General features: G+C 72.1%; 11 protein-coding genes. 6 read left to right on the forward strand and 5 right to left on the reverse strand.

Features of this window, described 5'->3' with window-relative positions:
- Positions 1 to 636: 636 nt before the first annotated feature.
- From ABD841_RS35100 to ABD841_RS35110, 3 genes are all read right to left on the reverse strand, one after another.
- Positions 637 to 1,149, reverse strand: a complete 513-nt coding sequence (locus ABD841_RS35100; RefSeq protein WP_344980798.1) for a calcium-binding protein — start codon at positions 1,147 to 1,149, stop codon at positions 637 to 639.
- A 250-nt stretch (positions 1,150 to 1,399) separates the two neighbouring features.
- The gene (locus tag ABD841_RS35105; RefSeq protein ID WP_344980799.1) at positions 1,400 to 2,206 is read right to left on the reverse strand and encodes an SDR family NAD(P)-dependent oxidoreductase; all 807 of its coding nucleotides are present in this window, start codon (positions 2,204 to 2,206) and stop codon (positions 1,400 to 1,402) included.
- A gap of 670 nt (positions 2,207 to 2,876) precedes the next feature.
- Positions 2,877 to 3,197, reverse strand: a complete 321-nt coding sequence (locus ABD841_RS35110) for a hypothetical protein (RefSeq protein WP_344980801.1) — start codon at positions 3,195 to 3,197, stop codon at positions 2,877 to 2,879.
- A gap of 287 nt (positions 3,198 to 3,484) precedes the next feature.
- Between ABD841_RS35110 and ABD841_RS35115 the strand changes: the two genes are divergently transcribed.
- From ABD841_RS35115 to sppA, 6 genes are all read left to right on the forward strand, one after another.
- On the forward strand, positions 3,485 to 4,159 hold the full coding sequence (locus tag ABD841_RS35115; protein ID WP_344980803.1) for a hypothetical protein: 675 nt from the start codon (positions 3,485 to 3,487) through the stop codon (positions 4,157 to 4,159).
- A 3-nt stretch (positions 4,160 to 4,162) separates the two neighbouring features.
- Positions 4,163 to 5,404, forward strand: coding sequence for a copper amine oxidase (locus tag ABD841_RS35120; RefSeq protein ID WP_344980804.1), 1,242 nt, complete (start codon positions 4,163 to 4,165; stop codon positions 5,402 to 5,404).
- 293 nt (positions 5,405 to 5,697) lie between these two features.
- Positions 5,698 to 8,007, forward strand: a complete 2,310-nt coding sequence (glgB, locus tag ABD841_RS35125; protein ID WP_344980806.1) for a 1,4-alpha-glucan branching protein GlgB — start codon at positions 5,698 to 5,700, stop codon at positions 8,005 to 8,007.
- A gap of 556 nt (positions 8,008 to 8,563) precedes the next feature.
- The gene (locus tag ABD841_RS35130) at positions 8,564 to 10,165 is read left to right on the forward strand and encodes a glycosyl hydrolase family 18 protein (RefSeq protein WP_344980808.1); all 1,602 of its coding nucleotides are present in this window, start codon (positions 8,564 to 8,566) and stop codon (positions 10,163 to 10,165) included.
- Positions 10,166 to 10,337: 172 nt separating this feature from the next.
- Complete coding sequence (locus ABD841_RS35135) at positions 10,338 to 12,389, forward strand: S8 family peptidase (RefSeq protein WP_344980810.1); 2,052 nt, start codon at positions 10,338 to 10,340, stop codon at positions 12,387 to 12,389.
- 30 nt (positions 12,390 to 12,419) lie between these two features.
- A complete protein-coding gene (sppA, locus tag ABD841_RS35140; protein WP_344980811.1) occupies positions 12,420 to 14,120 on the forward strand; it encodes a signal peptide peptidase SppA in 1,701 nt (566 codons plus the stop codon).
- A 108-nt stretch (positions 14,121 to 14,228) separates the two neighbouring features.
- Here the strand turns inward: sppA and ABD841_RS35145 are convergent, their stop codons facing one another.
- Both ABD841_RS35145 and ABD841_RS35150 read right to left on the reverse strand, forming a co-directional pair.
- The gene (locus ABD841_RS35145) at positions 14,229 to 16,163 is read right to left on the reverse strand and encodes an ATP-binding cassette domain-containing protein (RefSeq protein ID WP_344980813.1); all 1,935 of its coding nucleotides are present in this window, start codon (positions 16,161 to 16,163) and stop codon (positions 14,229 to 14,231) included.
- Positions 16,145 to 17,920, reverse strand: a complete 1,776-nt coding sequence (locus ABD841_RS35150) for an ABC transporter ATP-binding protein (protein WP_344980815.1) — start codon at positions 17,918 to 17,920, stop codon at positions 16,145 to 16,147. The genes ABD841_RS35145 and ABD841_RS35150 overlap by 19 nt, the downstream gene beginning before the upstream one ends.
- Positions 17,921 to 18,431: the final 511 nt, after the last annotated feature.

Raw genomic sequence — 18,431 nt, forward strand, 5'->3', positions numbered from 1 at the left:
GTCATTTTGCGTCACATTTCGATCACGCACGATAAGGGCTTACCCCGCCCCACACGACTGCCGGCGCGGGCGACATTCCCGATGTCCGCCCGATACCACATTCATAGATCGATGGGGAGCGGTTTTCTCCGACGGCAATGGTGGCCGATCAGGGCACGGCCCGGCGGGCCCGGGAAGGGACGAGGCGGGATGGGCCGGGCCGGAATGGGCCGGGCCGGGCCGGGCCGGACGGGGATGGGATGGGCCGGGCGGGGATGGGATGGGCCGGGCCGGGCCGGGACAATGCGAGCGCCGTCGCCCGCCCCGGCGGACCGGACGGCGGACCGGACGGCGGACCGGACGGCGGACCGGACGGCGGCCGGTAGGCCCCTTTCTCCGGCACGGTCGCGTGACGGACCGCCGACAGTGGCTGCTCTTCTTCCACAGCCGCGACAGCTTCGCGGGCACCCCGGCGAGGCGGCCTCCGGTGTCGCCCACGCGCTCCGGCCGCGCCGGCCGCCGGATCTCGCAGACCGACCGGCCGCCGGGGAGGCCGAGTGCGGGGACCAGCGATGGAGCACTGATCCCCGCCCCCGCTTCCCGGCCTCCCCGAGGCCTGTCACCCCGTTCCGGAGCCCGCACGGTCTTCCCGCCCCGCTACGCCTCGCAGTTGGGCTCGGACTCGCCGACGCAGGTGTCGAAGTCGGCACCGCCGTCGGTGATGTCGTTGCCGCCGTTGCCGAACAGGAAATCGTTGCCGCTGCCGCCGACGAGGATGTCGCGGCCGGAACCACCGGAAAGGCGGTCGGAGCCCGACGAACCGAAGATCTCGGCGAACAGGGCGGTGTTGTTGCGCACGGTGTCGTTGCCGGGCCTGACGTTGACCGTGACGGTCGAGACTCCGGGGCAGGAGACCACGCTGGGCCCCAGCTGGCTGCACCCCGCACCCGCGGTGACCGCGTGCAGGACGGAGCTCACGGTGACGTTGCCGCCGAACAGGTTGATGTCGATGCTGTCGTCACCGAACGTTCCCACGACGGACATGTTCCCGAACGACCCCACCGTGACGGTGGCCCCGGCCGCGTGGGCGGGTGTCGCGAGGGTGACGGTGGTGGCCAGGCCGGCCGCGGTCAGTGCCATGGTGGCGATGTGGCGCCGCATACGCGACATGATTGGGTATCCTTTCGGATTTCCGAGTTGTGGACAGTTCTCAGGTAAGCGGCCGTCCGGGAAATCGTCTGCGTCGTTATACACACAAGGAAAGGAAAAAGGCCGATCAACACGCCACACCACCATTGACATCAGCCCATAAATCCCTTATATCATTCCAATGTCGGACATATGGAATGTTTTATGGTAAATCACTAAAAATCACGGTCGCTCCGGGATGCCCGGTGGTGCGCGCAGGAGCGATCCGGGATCAGACCGCCTTGAAGAACCCGGCGTCGACGGCGACGTCCGCGCCGGTCGTGCTCCCCGAACGGGGCGAGACCAGCAGGGCGATCACGTCGGCGACCTCCTGCGGGTCGACGAGGCGGCCGGTGGTCAGCTTCATCATCTCCGGCGCGACGCTGTCCATCACGGTGTCGCGGTCGGTACCCGCCTGAGCGGCGATGATGTCGGCCGCGCCGCCCTCCTCGGTCCACCACGCGGTGCGCACCGGTCCCGGGGAGACCGTGTTCACGCGGATGCCCTGCGGGCCGAACTCCTCCGACAGCGCCTTGCCGAGGTTGTGCAGCCCCGCCTTCGCCGCGTTGTAGTCGACGTTCATCGGAGCGGGCTGCCGGGCGCTGCCGGAGGAGACGTTGACGATCGCGCCACCGCCCCGCCGGAGCATCGCCGGGATCGCGGCGCGGACGGCGCGGACCACGGAGAACAGGTTGAACTCGAACATCTCCCGCCAGTCCTCGTCGGTGGGAGCCAGGAACGAGAAACGCGGCAGGCGCACACCGGGCGGCGGACCGCCGGCGTTGTTCACCAGGATGTCGAGCCCGCCGAACTCCTCCACCGCCCGCGCCACGACCCGGCCGGGCGCCTCGGGGTCCATCAGGTCGACCGGCACGTGCACCAGGCCGTCCCCGGCCAGCTCGTCGAGCCCGGCACCACTCTTCCGGGACGCCGCCACCACGCGGGCGCCCTCCGCCAGGAGCGTCCGGGTGACGGCCAGGCCGATCCCCTTGGAGGCCCCGGTGACGACCGCGACCTTGCCGGAAAGCTGCAGATCCATGTTCTTTCCTCCCTGTAGATCATCTACGGTCAACGCTAGTTCGAACAAATGACCTAGATCCGGCAGGATTCGGACCGGCAATTCCACCGGCCGCGGGGCGGAGACAGCCTGGCCCGCCACCACCGGGCAGCGACAGGGAATCCGAAAGTTCCAACGGCTCTCATCCGGAGTCCGCGGTCGGCCTCACCCCTGAGAACGCTTTCCACCTGCGATGCCAAGGCCACGGACCACAGATCGGCGGGTTCCTCCGCCGCCCCGCGAGCGCAGGGGTGACGTCACGCCCGCGCCTGCGGCCCCGGTCGTCTCCATCACCGCCGGATCCCACCATTCCGATCCGCCATGAGGAAACCGGCCTGCGACGCCCCCACCCCCGTATCCGGAACAGCACAGAAAGGGCGCGCGGCACCGGCTGCGGCATGATGTCGACGCATGACGGCCACCGCCGGCGAGAACCCGGGGAACAGCCGAAAACCTGCGCTCGCGGCCTGTTCAGGCACCCTCTGGCACTTTCCTCGGGAGAGCGTGACGCCGATACGGTTCTCCCGTTGCCGGCGTCGGTGAATTCGGATACCACTTCGCCGTGCGGATATCCCTTCCCGAGGCATTTCTCATACGCGATTCGCGGAATTCCACGCCGTATCTTGACACCGTATTCAGCGCCACATGATGATCAACGCATGTTTTCCCGCGCAGGCGCCGTCACGGCAGGGCTGCTTGTGCTCGCGCTGACCGGGGCCTGCGGCGACGCCCGCGCCGCCGAACGAGGCCCGGTACCCACCGCAGCCGTGACGGTGTTCCCGTCGTCACCGTCCCCGACCATGCCCACCGCGGTCGCGCACCCGTCGAGCCCCGCCGCCGTCCCACTGCCGCCGCCCTTGGCGACGTCCCTGGCGCTGCCCATGGCGACCTCCGCGCCCCGGCCGGCGACCGGTCCACCGCGCTTCTTCGTCACCGCGAGGGTTCCGATCGCCCGGTTCCCGGGAAGGTCCAAGACGGCGACCTTCACCCCGGTAACACGAACAAGGACACGAGCACGACCCGCAGTCGCCCCGCCCGCTCGGGTGCCACCCGGCCGGCTCGGCGATCGGGACCGTGGACACACGCCCGAAGCCCCGGGTGACCCGCTCCGCCGAACCCGGAACGCCTGACCACCGCCTCTGCGGGCCCACGGAATCCGGCAACACGCACCAAAAACGCAATACGCCTTTCGCCTGCTCCCCCGCCGACCGATGACTACCCTTCGCAAGGGAAGGTCAACGGTGAGTAAAGAGGGCTCTCATGGGGCGAAGACTGGTCATGCTGGCGCTCGCGGGGGCGGGGGTGGCGGCTGTCGCGGGGGCGGTGCTGTTCGTGCCCGGCGAGCAGGGGTCGCAGGCGGCGGGGGCCGTCCCGCGGACACCCGCGCCGGAGGATCCGCTGACGAGCCAGGAGGTCGCCCGGGCCACCGCGATCGCGTCGGCCGGCTCCCGGGCGCACATGGCGGCCGGCCGCATCGAGCTGCTCTACGTCGAGCGCGACGACGACAAGGACGCCCCGGTCCGCCGGCGCGCCGACGCCTACCTGTACGACTACGGCACCGACCGGCTCATCGTGCGGACCGTCGACCTCGGACGGGGCAGGGTCGTGCGGGAGACCGTGACACGCGGGGTGCAGCCTCCGCCGTCGACGGCGGCGGAGACGACGGCCGCCGAGCTGCTGCTGGCCCACCGGCAGTACGGAAAGGGCGTGCGCGACGCCTTCGCCAAGGCGGGAGGCGGGCGTCTCGGGTCCGCGGCGGAGCTGGGGCTGCGCGGGCTGATCTTCACGCCGACCGGCGAGGACGGGCCCGCCCGGCGGTGCGGGGTCCACCGATGTCTGCGGCTGTTCGTCCGGCTGCCCGACGGCACCTGGCTCGACACCAGCCGGATCGTCGTCGACCTGTCCGCCAAGAAGATCCACACCTTGGAGTGGTGACCCGTGTTCCTCCGCCTCGCCCCCCTCGCCCTCTCCTGTGCCGTGCTCACCGGCGGCCTCATCGCGACGTATCCGACGGGGGCCGCCGGGCCCGCGTACGCCGCACCGGCCTCGGCCGCGCACGCACCGGTCCGGCAGGTGCCCGGGGCGAGGGAGGCCACGAGCGTGACCCGGGCCCCGGCGACGCCGTGCAACGCGCCGTACCGCATCGACAGGACCCTGCCGAACGGAGCGCGCTGGCAGCTCTGCTGGGAGATGCGCACCGTCGAGGGCCTGGCCCTCACCAAGATCGTCTACACCCCGCGGAACGGCCGGGCGACCGCCGTGCTGCGCAGCACCGCGCTGGCCCAGATCCACGTCCCCTACGACAAGGGCGAGCCCCGCTACCACGACATCGGGGCGCTCGGCCACGCCGCCGTCCCGCTGCGGGCCGCCGACTGCCCGCTCGGCGAGCGCCGAGAGCAGTTCGTCTGCGTGACGACCCGGGCGCGCGGCCATGCCTATCTCAAGTCCGTCCCCGAGGAGCAGAGCATCTCCGCCCAGGGGACCGACCTGGTGGTCTTCGCCGCCTTCCAGGTGGGGTGGTACACATACCTCGCCGAATGGGCCTTCTCCGACGACGGTGCGATCACCCCGCGCGTGGGGGCCACGGGGTCGCTGTCCGGGTTCACCACCACGCCGCAGTACGGCTGGCCGATCGGGGTGGGCGCCAGGTCGTTCGAGGCGAGCCACACCCACAACATCTTCTGGCGCCTCGACTTCGATGTGGCGGGCCGGGCGGACGACGTCGTCGAGCAGTACGACTTCACCGGGTCGGGCACGACGAAGCGCAGGATCAAACGGACCACCTTCACCCGGGAGGCCAAGGCCGTCAGCGAGCCGATGCGCTGGTGGCGCGTGGTCGACCGGCGGGTGCACAACACCGACCGGCACCGCGTCTCCTGGGAGATCAACAACTCTGACAGCGACCGGTACCGCGGCCCTGCCGACGAGGCCTTCACCCGCGCCGACGTCTACGTCACCGATTACCGCTCCTGTGAGCGCCTGGCGAGCGTCAACCCGTCCCCACGGTGCGCCGACTCCGTCGACCGCTACGTCAACGGCGAGCGGCTCACCGACCCCGTCCTGTGGGTCAACGTCGGCTACCACCACGTCGCCCGCGACGAGGACGCCGATCCCATGCCGACCCACTGGCAGGGATTCCGCATCACCCCCCGCGACGTCACGGCACGGAACCCGCGCTGATCCGGCCGCGGACACCACCGGACCGCGGCGCGGCACCCCCGGCCGACCGGCCGCGGACACCGCCGCGTCACGGCACGGAACCCGCGCCGATCTGCCGTATGGGCCACCGTTCCCTGTGTGATCAGCTCAGCCGCTGGAGAGTATCTCCATAAGACCCAACCAATAACAATCGGGACGTTCCTCCCCCACATATCCGCACGTTTTCGCAACACGCATGGTGATAGCGGACAAGGGCATGGGTTGTAGCGCCTGAGTAGGGCAGGGTAGGGGATATCGATCTACGGGAGTGACCCATGAACGCGCATTTGGACCTCGACCGCCTGGCCGGCGGCGCGCACCACGACCCGCACTCGATCCTCGGGGCACACCTGGGACCGGAAGGCGTGACCGTCAGGGCGCTGCGGCCGCTGGCGGAGAAGGTCCAGGCGGTGGTGGACGGCGTGGCGCACGACCTGAAGCACGTCGCCCACGGGGTGTTCGCGGTGACGATCCCCGGGCTCGACAAGATCCCCGAGTACCGGCTGCGCATCACCTACCCGGGCGGCGAGCCGTACGAGACCGGTGATCCCTACCGGCACTGGCCCACCCTGGGCGAGGTGGACCTGCACCTGATCGCCGAGGGGCGGCACGAACGGCTCTGGGAGGTCCTCGGCGCGCGGGTCATGCGCCACGAGGACGAGGACGGCACCGCGTTCGCCGTGTGGGCCCCCAACGCCCGCGGCATCCGGATCATCGGCGACTTCAACCACTGGGACGGCACGGCCTACCCGATGCGCTCGCTCGGCGGGTCGGGCGTGTGGGAGCTGTTCGTCCCCGGCGTCGGCGAGGGCGACCGCTACAAGTTCAGCATCCTGGGTGCCGACGGGGTCTGGCGGGCCAAGGCCGACCCGATGGCCCGGCGCACCGAGCTGCCACCCGCCACCGCGTCCGTGATCGACCACTCCCGGTACTCCTGGCAGGACGAGGAGTGGATGCGCCGACGCGCGGAGTCCGACGCGCTGCGGGAGCCGATGAGCGTCTACGAGGTGCACCTCGGCTCGTGGCGGCCGGGGCTGTCGTACCGGGAACTGGCCACCGAACTGGTCGACTACGTGACCGACATGGGGTTCACCCACGTGGAGTTCATGCCGGTGGCCGAGCACCCGTTCGGCGGCTCCTGGGGTTACCAGGTGACCTCCTACTACGCGCCGACGGCCCGCTTCGGCACCCCCGACGACTTCCGCCACCTCGTCGACCGGCTGCACCAGGCGGGCATCGGGGTGCTGGTCGACTGGGTGCCCGCGCACTTCCCGATGGACGACTGGGCACTGGCCAGGTTCGACGGCACGCCGCTGTACGAGCACGCCGACCCGGCCCGAGGGGAACACCCCGACTGGGGCACCTACGTCTTCGACTTCGGGCGCCGGGAGGTGCGCAACTTCCTGGTCGCCAACGCGCTGTTCTGGCTGCGCGAGTTCCACGTCGACGGGCTGCGCGTCGACGCGGTCGCCTCGATGCTCTACCTCGACTACTCGCGGCGCGAGGGCGAGTGGACGCCCAACCAGTACGGCGGCCGGGAGAACCTCGACGCGGTGGAGTTCCTCAAGGAGATGAACGCGGTCGCCTACCGGGAGGCGCCGGGCATCATCACCGTCGCGGAGGAGTCGACCGCCTGGCCGGGTGTCTCCCGGCCGGTGCACCTGGGCGGGCTCGGCTTCGGGTTCAAGTGGAACATGGGCTGGATGCACGACACGCTCGCCTACCTGAGGCACGAGCCGATCTTCCGGCAGTACCACCACCACCAGATGACGTTCTCCCTGATGTACGCGTACTCGGAGAACTTCGTGCTGCCGCTCTCGCACGACGAGGTGGTGCACGGCAAGGGGTCGCTGCTCGGCAAGATGCCCGGCGACGAGTGGCAGCGCTTCGCCAACCTCCGCGCGCTGTTCGCGTTCATGTGGGCCCACCCCGGCAAGCAACTGCTGTTCATGGGTGGGGAGTTCGGCCAGGGCTCGGAGTGGTCGGAGGAGCGCGGGCTCGACTGGTGGGTGCTCGACTTCGACGGGCACAAGGGGGTCCAGCGGCTGGTCCGCGACCTCAACCGGATCTACCGGGAGACCCCCGCGCTGTGGAGCTCCGACTTCTCCCCCGAGGGGTTCCGCTGGATCGACGCCGACGACGCGCAGGGCAACGTGTTCTCCTTCCTCCGCTACGCCGAGGACGGCTCGGCCGTCGCCTGCGTGGTCAACTTCTCCGGCGGCCCGCACGAGGGCTACCACCTCGGGCTGCCGTACGCCGGCACCTGGGAGGAGTCGCTGAACACCGACGCCTACGACTACGCCGGCAGCGGTGTGGGCAACCTCGGCGCCGTCGAGGCCGTCGAGGAGCCCCACCACGGCCTGCCGTACTCCACCACCCTGCGCGTCCCGCCGCTGGGCGCCCTCTGGCTCCGCCACACCGGTGTGCGGGAACCCGCCGCGGACGAGCGGGCAGTGGAGATCATCGAGGCCGCGGAGAAGCAGATCCTCAGCGAGCTGCCGGCCCGGGAGCGGACTCCGCAGGTTCCGGTGGAACCGGCCGTGGACGACCGCCCGGAGGGCCCGAAGGAGGCCGAGCCGGCCTGACCACAGATCGGCGGCATCAGGAGCGGCACCACGCTGAAGAGCGCGATCGCCACGGCTGAGAGGCTCCGCCGCGACCGCGGAACCACTGCGGCGCGGATCGCCGCCACCACGGCGTCTCCGGATCGCCGCCACCACGGCGTCTCCGAAGAAGCACGTCAACCGGGCGAGGCGGCGCCTTCCCGGATCCGGGCCGGTCACACGGTAGGTGACCGGCCCCTTCGCATACGGTGACCGGCCCCTTCGCATACGGTGACCGGCCCTTTCGCGTACGGTGACCGGCACCTTCGCCGCGCCGCCGGCGGGCGGCCGCCCCTCGACGCCCCGGGCGGGCTGCCTCCGTGCGCCGGGGCTCCCCCATGGCGGGCGCCCGCCCTCGTGTCTGCCCCGGCGCCCCGGCGGCCCTACCGGTCCGGCGGCCGGGCCGCCTGCCTTAAATCAGCCTTATATCCGCGAGCAAGGCATTGACCGCCCAGGAACAGCGATCTACGCTCTATAAATTAATAGGAAACTTTCCTTTAAATACGGGGGCTAGACACTATCTGACCTGGAGCGATCCTTGCGAAAAATCACCATCGGCTCCTTAGCCGCGGCAGCGGCGCTGCTCGTCCCGCTCGGGATCGGCACCGCGACGGCCGCCACGCCCGCCACCGCGACCTTCTCGAAGGCCTCAGACTGGGGTTCCGGTTTCGAGGGCAAGGTCACCGTGAAAGCCGGTACCGGCGCGCTGTCGAGCTGGAAGGTCGAGTTCGACCTCCCCGCCGGCACCTCGATCAGCTCCGCCTGGGACGCGGACATGACGAAGAGCGGCGACCACTACACCTTCGTCAACAAGGCCTGGAACGGCTCGCTCGCGGCGGGCGCCTCGGTGAGCTTCGGTTTCAACGGCGCGCCCGGCGGGCTGTCCGGCGTGCTGAACTGCAAGCTCAACGGCGCCGCCTGCGACGGCACCGGCAACCCCGGCCCCACCCCGACGCCGACGGTGACCCCCACCGTGGACCCGACGCCCACCCCGACGGTCACTCCCACCGTCGACCCCGACCCCTCGGGCAAGAAGATCGTGGGTTACTTCACCGAGTGGGGCACCTACGACCGCAAGTTCCAGGTGAAGAACCTGGTCGACAACGGGTCGGCGGCGAAGCTGACCCACATCCTGTACGCCTTCGGCAACACCTCCGGCGGCCGGTGCAGCGTCGGTGACGCCTACGCCGCCTACGAGAAGAGCTTCACCGCGGAGAACAGCGTGGACGGCGTGGCCGACACCTGGGACGCCCCGCTGCGCGGCAACTTCAACCAGCTCCGCAAGCTGAAGGCGAAGTACCCGCACATCAAGCTGATCTGGTCCTTCGGCGGCTGGACCTGGTCCGGCGGCTTCACCCAGGCCGCGGCCAACCCGGCGGCCTTCGCCGACTCGTGCCACGCCCTGCTCAACGACCCCCGCTGGGCGGGCCTGTTCGACGGCATCGACATCGACTGGGAGTACCCCAACGCCTGCGGCCTCACCTGCGACACCAGCGGTCCCAACGCGTTCAAGAACCTGATCTCGGCCCTGCGCGCCAAGTTCGGCCCCGGCAAGCTGGTCACCGCGGCCATCACCGCCGACGGCTCCACCGGCGGCAAGATCGACGCCACCGACTACGCCGGCGCCATCTCGAACCTCGACTGGCTCATGCCGATGACCTACGACTACTTCGGCGCCTTCAACGCCCAGGGCCCGACGGCCCCGCACTCGCCGCTGACCTCCTACCCCGGTATTCCGAAGGACGGCTTCAACTCCGACGCCGCGATCCAGAAGCTCACGTCCAAGGGCATCCCGGCGAGCAAGCTCCTGCTCGGCATCGGCTTCTACGGCCGCGGCTGGTCGGGCGTGACCCAGGCGGCACCGGGCGGCACGGCGACCGGTCCCGCTCCCGGGACCTACGAGCAGGGCATCGAGGACTACAAGGTCCTGAAGACCAAGTGCCCGGCCACCGGCACCGTCGGCGGCACCGCCTACGCCTTCTGCGGCGGCAACTGGTGGAGCTACGACACCCCCGCGACCATCGCCGGCAAGATGGCCTACGCCAAGAGCCGGGGTCTGGGCGGTGCGTTCTTCTGGGAGACCAGCGGCGACACCACCGACGGTGAACTCATCACCGCGATCGCCAACGGCCTCAAGTAATATTTCCACCACTCGGCCCTCCGTGCGCGTCACGCCGCGGGGGGTCGAGCATTTGCTGCAAAGATCCTCTGAATCCGGGACAAAGTCTTCACCGAGACCGTATGGCTGCCTAGACTCCCAATCGCCCGTTTGATCCCCCGGAGGACGTGTGCGACTTCGAGCCCTCGCGGCCATGGTGATCGTGCTTACCATCGCTCCCGCCGTACCGGCCCTGGCCGAGGATCCACCCGCTCCCCCCGTCGTCTCCGCGAGCCCGAGCCCGTCGGCCGCCCCCGCGGAGGGCCAGGTCCCACCCGCCGAGGCCCCGCCCGCCGAGAACCCACCGGCCGAGAACCCACCGGCCGACGGTACGGCCCCGCCCGCCGAAGATCCGCCCGCCGACGGCGGAACCCCGCCCGCGACGCCCAAGCTGGAGGCCGGGCTCGCCGCCGACGACGACGGGGCCCGGGTCATCGTGGAACTGGCCAGTCCCACGGAGGCGGCGCCGGTGGCCGGGGAGGCGCAGCAACTGCCCGGCGCCCAGATCGTCGCCGCCCCGCCGGAGACCTCGTTCATCGTCGTCGAGGCGACCGGGGAGTCCCTGGCCGAGCTGGCCGAGGACCCCCGGGTGCGCTCCATCCGGCGCGACCGAACCTTCTCCCCCGCCTCGCTGGCCTCCGGCCTGCAGGTGATCGGCGCCGACAAGGCGCACGCCGCGGGAGTGAAGGGGCAGGGCAAGACGATCGCCGTCATCGACACCGGGATCGACGCCGACCACCCCGATCTCGGGGGCAAGGTCGTGGACGAGGCCTGCTTCTCCTCGACGGACTCCGGCGCGCAGTCGCTGTGCCCCGAGGGCAGGACGACGGGCCCCGGCTCCGCCGACGCCGAGACGCCCGCCTGCGTCCACAACGGGGTCAACCTGTGCGACCACGGCACCCACGTGGCGGGCATCGCCCACGCCGTCGCCCCGGAGGCGGGCATCGTGGCGATCCAGGTCTTCAGCCGGATCAACGACTGCGCGGACGAGGGCGGCGTCTGCCTGACCGCCTACGAGTCCTCCCTCCTCCAGGCCCTCGACCACGTCGCGAAGCTCAAGGACAGCCGCCCGGACCTCGTCGCGGTGAACCTCAGCCTCGGCGGCGGCCTCTTCGAGGGAACGTGCGACGCCGAACCCGGGCTGGAGGAGTTGAAGTCCCGGATCGAGGCCCTGCGTGCCAAGGGTGTGGTCGCCGTCGCCGCCGCCGGGAACGAGGGCCTGGCCGCGGCCGGGGCGCCCGGCTGCTTCTCCGGCTCGGTGACCGTGGGCGCGACGGGCGACGACGACCAGGTTCCCTCCTGGTCCAACTACGGCTCCGTGCTCGACCTGTTCGCCCCCGGGTCGGAGGTCGACTCCGCGGTGCCGGGCGGCGGACGCCAGGTCTACAGCGGCACCTCGATGTCCACCCCGCACGTCACCGGCGCCCTGGCGCTGATGGCGGAGAAGTTCACCGAGGCCCCGGACGCGCTCGTCGACAAGCTCAAGGCGGCGGGCCGCCCGATCACCTACGGCGGGGTGACCACTCCGCGCCTCGACCTGAACGCGGCGCTCCTGGGCGCCGCCCCCTCGCCGGGCGTGTCCCAGGATCCCGCGCCGGGTGACGGATCCACGGACGACCCGGGTGACGGCTCGACCGACGACCCCGCCGACGACCCGGCCGACGACCCCAGCCCCGAGCCGAGCTCCGGCCCCTCCCCGTCCGCCACGCCGACCGAGCCGGAACCCACGCCGGTCCCGCTGCCGACGGTGACCGTCACGGTGACCGTGACCGCCAGCCCGCCCGCGGACCCCGCGGCGGTGTGCACGCGCGGCACGTCGGCCAGGACGCTCACCGCGGCGCAGTGGGCGGTGGAGATCACGCGGGGCAAGGGTCAGCTGCCGGACACCACGCTCAGCTGCTACCTGGGCATGGTGAGCAAGGCGAGCAGGGTCTTCTCCGAACTCACCCGTGCCTCCACCCTGGGCACGGCCTACCGGGTGCTCAAGCCCGCCAAGAAGACCGCGCGGACCAAGCTGGACAGCGAACTGCTGGCCGCCTGGCTGAACTGGGCCCACGGCGGGGTCAACTTCACCGCGAAGGTCGGCAAGTCCGCCACGCTCAAGCAGGTCCTCACCGAAACCGAGCAGAAGCGCCTCAAGGGCACATCCACCGCCGCATACACCTCTCTCCTGAAAAAGAAAGTGAACGCCAAACGCGCGGCATGAGCCCGGAATATGTCGCTTAGGGTGTGGGGCATGGACGCGACCAAGGTGATCATCGACACCGTCGACCGGATCCGGCAGCGGCGTACCGCTCCCCTGGTCCTTGAGCTCGACCTCACCGAGGGCCTCACCGAGGGTCCTCCGGCGGATCCGCTGGGCGCCATCCTGGCGATGCGCAGGACGAGCCTGAGCGACGTGCTGTCCGGGCTCAAACGCGCCCGTAAGGACGACCGCGTCAAGGCGCTGGTCGTCAAGATCGGCATCCAGCCGCTGGGGCTGGCGGTCGTCCAGGAGTTGCGTCAGGCCGTGGCCCTGTTCCGGGCGGCGGGCAAGCTGACGGTGGCGTTCGCCGAGACGTTCGGCGAGTTCGGCGCCGGTACCGTCCCCTACTACCTGGCCACCGCGTTCGAACGGGTCTACCTGCAGCCGTCGGGCGACGTCGGGCTGACCGGTGTGGCGATGGAGCAGCGCTTCGTGCGGGGCGCGCTCGGCAAGCTCGGGGTGGAGTACCAGCTCGGCCAGCGGCACGAGTACAAGACCGCGGCCAACACCTTCACCCAGGACCGCATGACCGAGGCCCACCGCGAGTCGATGAGCCGCATCACCGAGTCGGTCACCGAGCAGATCGTCGCGGGCATCGCGGAGGGGCGCGGGATCGACGCGACCAAGGCCCGCGAGCTCATCGACCGGGGCCCGTTCATCGGCGCCGAGGCCGTCGAGGCCGGGCTCGTCGACCGGATGGCCTACCGCGACGAGGTGTACGACGAGGTCAAGCGGTCCGTTGGTGACGACGCCATGCTGCTGTACGTCGGCCGCTACGCCAAGGGGCCGATCGCCAGGAAGCTGCCGCACCCGGGCGAGCAGACCGTCGCGCTGGTCCACGGCAGCGGCGCGATCCGGCTCGGCCGCAGCGGGCGCAGCCCGCTGGGCGGCGGCGGCGCGATGGGCTCCGACACGATCTGCGCGGCGCTGCGCGCGGCCCGGCGCGATGACAACGTCAAAGCCGTCGTCTTCCGGGTCGACAGCCCCGGCGGCTCGTACGTGGCCTCCGACGCCATCTGGCGCGAGGTGGTGCTGACCCGCAAGGCGGGCAAGCCCATCGTGATCTCCATGGGCGACCTGGCCGCCTCCGGCGGCTACATGGTCTCCATGGCCGCCGACGTGATCGTGGCCCAGCCGGGCACGCTCACCGGCTCCATCGGCGTCTTCGGCGGCAAGGCGGTCATCGGCGGGCTGCTGGAGAAGATCGGTGTGACCTCCGAGAGCGTCGGCGAAGGCGCCAACGCCGGGATGTTCTCCGCCACCAACGCCTTCTCGGAGGCCCAGTGGGCGCGGGTCAACGCCTGGCTCGACCGGGTCTACGACGACTTCGTGAACAAGGTCGCCGAGGGCCGGGGGCTGTCCCGCGAGCGCGTCCACGAGCTGGCCAGGGGTCGTGTCTGGACCGGCGCCGACGCCCGCGAGGGTGGCCTGGTCGACGAGCTGGGCGGTCTGGAGGACGCCCTGGCCCTGGCCCGTAAGAAGGCCGGTCTGCCCGCCGACGCCCCGGTGCGGTCCTACCCGAAGCTGAACCCGCTGGAGCGCCTGCGTCCGGCGGAGTCCAGCGAGGACAAGGCGGCAGCCCTGGCCCGGGTCCGTCTGGAGGCGTGGGGCCCGATCGCCCACCTCGCCGCCGAGCTCGGCCTGCCCTCGTACGGGCCGCTCATGCTTCCGGGCTGGTGGACGATCCGCTGAGCCTGGGCACCGCGGGAGGCTCCGCGACGGCCCGCCGGTCCCGGGCACCGCGGCGAGGGCGCGGGGCCTCGGGTGAGCGGCGGGCGTCGCAGCGGGGGTCGCCGGTGGTCAGCCACCGGTCGCCGGGTGGTCGTGGTCTTGCCAGTGGCCGACCAGGTCGGCGTACAGGGGTGAGCGGGCGATCAGGTCGTGATGGGTTCCGGTGAGCGCGGCGGTGCCGTCCAGCAGCAGGATGCGCTGTGCCCGGAGCGCGGAGCTGATGCGGTGTGCGATCACGACGAGGGTGCCCTCCCGGGCGGCGAACGCCGTTTCGGCGTGGGCCTCGGCGGCCGGGTCCAGGTGGCAGGTGGCCTCGTCCAGCACGACGATGCGTGCGGGTGAGGCGTGGACGCGGGCCAGGGCGAGCAGTTGCCGCTCGCCCGCGGACAGGGCGGAGGGGTCGTCGATCACGCCGTCCAGGCCGCCGAGCCGTGTGATGAGCGCGTCGGCGCCCACGGCGGTGGCGGCGGCGCGCAGCCGGGCGTCGAGCAGGTGGGTGTCGGCCGGCCCCGCGTCGGGTTCGGGGCGCAGGTAGGCGAGGTTGTCGCGGACCGTGCCGGTGAAGACGTATGCCTCCTGGGGGACCAGGGCCAGCACCGCCCGCAGTTCGGGCTCGGGGATGGCGGTCAGCGGGACGCCGCCGAGCCGGATCCGGCCCTCGGTGGGGGGGTGCAGGCCGGTCAGGAGCAGGGACAGCGTGGATTTGCCGATGCCGCTGGGGCCGACCACGGCCAGGTGCTCGTCCTCGGCGACGGTGAGGTCCAGGTCGCGCACGATTGGGGCGGCCTGGGGGGCGTAGGCGAAGCCGAGGCGGTCGGCGCGCAGGTCGTAGCCGTTGCGGACCGCGACCGGGCGGGGCCGGGCGTCCGCGCCGGCTGAGCGGGGTGGGGCGGGCGTCGGGGCAGGCGTGCGCGCCGGTGCGGTGGGGGACGCCGGGTGCGACCCGGCGGCGGGGGACATCGGGGTGGGCGTGATGGTCTGGGCGAGCCGGTGCAGGGTGACGGCGAGGGTCACTCCCCAGGCGCCGACGCTGCCGGTGAGCGCGCCCAGGGCGGGGCTGAGGCCGGTCACCAGGTAGGTGACCGCGCCGACGACCTCGCCGGCGCTCAGGTGGCCGCCGCCGGTCAGGGACGGGGCGGCCAGCAGCAGGATGACCAGGGGCAGGTGCGCCCCCAGGGTGACGATGAGGCGCCGGCCGGTGCCGGCCCAGGCCAGCGCCCGGGTGGCCGCGGCCTGGGCGTCGACCGCGGCCTGCACGGTCGCGTACGCCTGGTCGTGTGCGCCGCAGGCGGCCACGTCGCGCAGCCCGGTCAGGATGGGGGTGGCGTGGGTGGTGAGTGTCTCGTCGGCCAGGACGAGTGCGCGCTGGCGGGCGGTGAGGTGGCGCAGCAGCCAGGCGAACACCAGCAGGGCCGCGGTCACCGGTCCGGCGACGATGGCGGCGGCCGGCGGGGACAGCACCAGCAGTCCGGCCAGGGCGGCGATCAGGGACATGCCCAGGGCGCGACTGCTGCGTAGCAGTGCGGTGACCAGGTTGCGCACGGTGTCCACCTGCGCGGTCAGGCGGGTCACCGCGGCGGTGTCGGGGGGGTGGGTGCCGGTGGCGGCGCGGGTGATGGTGGCGGTGACCACGGCGCGTACCAGGTCGTCGCGGAGTGGTTCGGTCACGGCGGCCAGGTGCGGGAACATCAGCCGGGTGGCCGCGGCCTTGATGAGCAGGGCGAGGGCGAGGGCGCCGAGCCAGGCCAGGCCGACGCCCGGGCGGCCGGCCAGGAAGCCGTGGTCGGCGGCCGCGGCGATGAGGGAGCCGGACAGCAGCGCGGGGAGCGCCTCGATGACGGACCAGGCCAGGGCCGCGGCCAGGGCGCGCCGGCGGGGGCGTAGCAGCGCCCACAGCAGCCGGCCTCCACCGGCGGTGGAGCGATCCTCGGGCGGGGTCGTCATGGTCGCGGCGGGGGTGGGTCCGGGGTTGGGCAGCGGGTGGGTCAGGGACGGGCCGGGCATGGCTCCTCCTCGGAGGATGTCCGGGCGGAGGACCCGGTCTCGGCGGCGAACAGGGCGCGGTAGGCCGGGTCCTGCCACAGTTCGCGGTGGGTGCCGCGGGCGCGGATGCGGCCCTCGTCCAGCCAGAGCACCAGGTCGGCGCGGGCGGCGGTGGTGGCCCGGTGGGCGATGACCAGCCGGGTGCGCCCGCGCATCGCCTCGGTCAGCGTGCCGGTCACCTGGGCCTCGGTGGCGGTGTCCAGGCTGGAGGTGGCGTCGTCCAGCACGGTCAGCCGGGCGTGCCGGACCAGGGCGCGGGCCAGGCCCAGGCGCTGCAGCTCCCCACCGGACAGCGGGGCGGTGCCGACCGGGGTGGCGTACCCGCCGGGCAGCCGGGCGATCACGGCGTCGATGTGCGCGGCGCGCGCCGCCGCCCGCACGCGCTCCCGGTCGGCCGCCGGCAGCCCGTAGGCGATGGCTCCGGCCAGGTCGGCGCCCAGCAGCGCCGGGCGTTCGAAGGCGTAGGCGACCACATCGCGCAGCGCGCCGGAGTCCAGTTCGTCCACCGGGTGGCCGTCGAGCAGCACCCGGCCGCGGTCGGGGTCGATCAGCCGGCCGGCCAGCAGGGCCAGGGTGCTCTTGCCCGCGCCGGAGCGGCCGACCACCGCGGTCAGCGCCCCGGCCGGGATCTCCACGGTGACGTCGTCCAGCAGCGGGCCGTCGTCTCCCGCCACGGTGACGCCGCACAGCGACAGCGCGCCCGGGCCGTCGGGCAGCGGGCCGGTGCCCGGGGCCGGGGCGGGCAGGGCGAGCACCTGTTGCACCCGGCGGGCCGCGGCGCGGGCATGGGCCAGCTCCATCAGCGCGTCGGTCTGCTCCAGCAGGCCCAGCCCGAGCGCGGCATACCCGGCCGCGGCCAGCAGCTGGCCGGGGGCCAGGCGGCCGTCGGCGACGCCCAGCCCGGCCACGGCGAGCACGGCCACCTCGATGAGTGACAGCAGCAGGGTGATCTGCCACACGCTGCGGGCCTGGGCCCGCCACAGGGCGTGCCCGGCCGCCGACAGCTCGGCCAGCGGGGCGAGCACCCGGGTGATCTCCCGGTCGGCGGTGCCCGCGGCCCGCACGGTGCGGATCCCGGCCAGGGTGCCGGTCAGGCGCGCGGCCAACCCCCCCTGGGCGGCCTGGTAGCGACCGTACAGATCCGAGGCGCGGGTGACGAAGGCGCGGATGACGACAAGGGCGATGGGCACCCCGGTCAGGAACGCCGCCCCCACCCGCCAGTCGATCACGAACAGCGCGACGATGCCGCCGACGGAGCTGAGCAGCCCGATCGCCATGCGCAGCAGCGTCACCGGCACGTATCCGGCGGTGGCGGTGTTGCTCACCAGCCGGTTGGTCAACTCCCCGGCCGGGAAGCGGCGGGTTCCGGTGATGCCGAGCGCGAGCACGTGGGCGGTGAACCGCAGCCGCAGGGCCGCCGTGGCGGCCGCGGTGGACGCCGCGCCGGCGATGCCGCCCGCCAGGTCGGCGCAGGTGGCAACAGCCAGTACCAGGGTCAGACCGAGCGCGGCGCCCTGCGCTCCTTGGCCGGTCAGCACCGCGTCCACCGCGGTGGCCAGCACGGCCGGCAGGGCCAGCGCGGCGACGGCCGCGACGACCGCGGACACCGCGACCACCGCCAGCGGCGCCCACGCCCCGCGCGCCAGCGAACCGAGAAGGCGATCGGCGTGCCGGTGCGTCACCCGATCCGGTGACAGGTCTGCCCCATGATCTGGCATCGTCTCTCCTTCTCCGACGCGGAACCGCCGTAACCAAGGCCGCCGGCCATGACTAGCGGCGGGAATCATCCAGATGGTCGAGCACCTTCCTCGAAAGAGCGGAAGGTGCTCCCTGGGAAACCGCGCGGCGTGACGCCCGTGCGCTTGCGTGCCGGGCGTACGGCACTCACGGCCTGGGACGGGCCCCGTCTTGCGCGGGGAAACCCGGTCCCCGCCGCGCTTCGGGCCTCACCGGGATCCGCCGGACGTCACACGATCATGCACGTCAGGTCTCGGTGACGTGCTGGTACGTTTTGGGACCGCAGGTGACCATGCAGATCGCTGGAGTTTCCTGTTTGGCGAGGAGCATGTCCAGAGCGGTGATGTCGAGCTCCATCGTGTTTCCTCTCCTTGGTGGTGGTCGACGGGGCCGCCTCCCTTGCGGACGGCCCCGTCATGAACGACCGGCTCCTGGCACCCCTTCCGGCGATGACCGGCCGGCCGGGGTGGAAGGCGGGGTGTGCCCTCCCCG

Source organism: Streptosporangium fragile (genome assembly GCF_039534445.1).
Taxonomy (GTDB): Bacteria; Actinomycetota; Actinomycetes; order Streptosporangiales; family Streptosporangiaceae; genus Streptosporangium; species Streptosporangium fragile.

Bases quoted from the DNA above. Each gene is read 5' to 3' on its own strand.
- ABD841_RS35100 (WP_344980798.1), bottom strand. From the start codon at position 1,149: ATGTCGCGTATGCGGCGCCACATCGCCACCATGGCACTGACCGCGGCC.
- ABD841_RS35105 (WP_344980799.1), bottom strand. From the start codon at position 2,206: ATGGATCTGCAGCTTTCCGGCAAGGTCGCGGTCGTCACCGGGGCCTCC.
- ABD841_RS35115 (WP_344980803.1), top strand. From the start codon at position 3,485: ATGGGGCGAAGACTGGTCATGCTGGCGCTCGCGGGGGCGGGGGTGGCG.
- glgB (WP_344980806.1), top strand. From the start codon at position 5,698: ATGAACGCGCATTTGGACCTCGACCGCCTGGCCGGCGGCGCGCACCAC.
- ABD841_RS35135 (WP_344980810.1), top strand. From the start codon at position 10,338: ATGGTGATCGTGCTTACCATCGCTCCCGCCGTACCGGCCCTGGCCGAG.
- sppA (WP_344980811.1), top strand. From the start codon at position 12,420: ATGGACGCGACCAAGGTGATCATCGACACCGTCGACCGGATCCGGCAG.
- ABD841_RS35145 (WP_344980813.1), bottom strand. From the start codon at position 16,163: ATGCCCGGCCCGTCCCTGACCCACCCGCTGCCCAACCCCGGACCCACC.
- ABD841_RS35150 (WP_344980815.1), bottom strand. From the start codon at position 17,920: ATGCCAGATCATGGGGCAGACCTGTCACCGGATCGGGTGACGCACCGG.